Source organism: Ochrobactrum sp. SFR4 (genome assembly GCF_019730395.1).
In the GTDB taxonomy this organism is placed as follows: domain Bacteria; phylum Pseudomonadota; class Alphaproteobacteria; order Rhizobiales; family Rhizobiaceae; genus Pseudochrobactrum.
In genome coordinates, this window is sequence record NZ_JAAPBB010000661.1 from 1 (window position 1) to 283 (window position 283).

The 283-nt window shown below is 48.4% G+C and carries 1 pseudogene; it reads right to left on the bottom strand.

Annotation, left to right across the window (positions count from 1 at the left end):
* Positions 1-283: pseudogene (locus HBA93_RS20700) on the bottom strand (ABC transporter ATP-binding protein); the annotation flags it as partial.

A 283-nucleotide genomic window follows, 5' to 3' on the forward strand; every position in this document is an offset into this window, starting at 1 on the left:
AGCTTGTAAAAACGGGCATAAACGCCGTTTTCGATTGTGATGAGATCTGCATGGCGGCCTTCTTCCACAATATTACCGGCTTCCATGACAATGATTTTATCGGCGTTGACCACAGTGGAAAGACGGTGAGCGATCACAATGGTTGTGTGATCTTTCATGATAGTTTCCAGCGCCTGTTGCACACGCTTTTCAGAATCATTGTCGAGCGCGGATGTCGCCTCATCTAACAGCAAAATCGGTGCTTTACGCACAATAGCGCGCGCAATAGACAAACGCTGGCGCT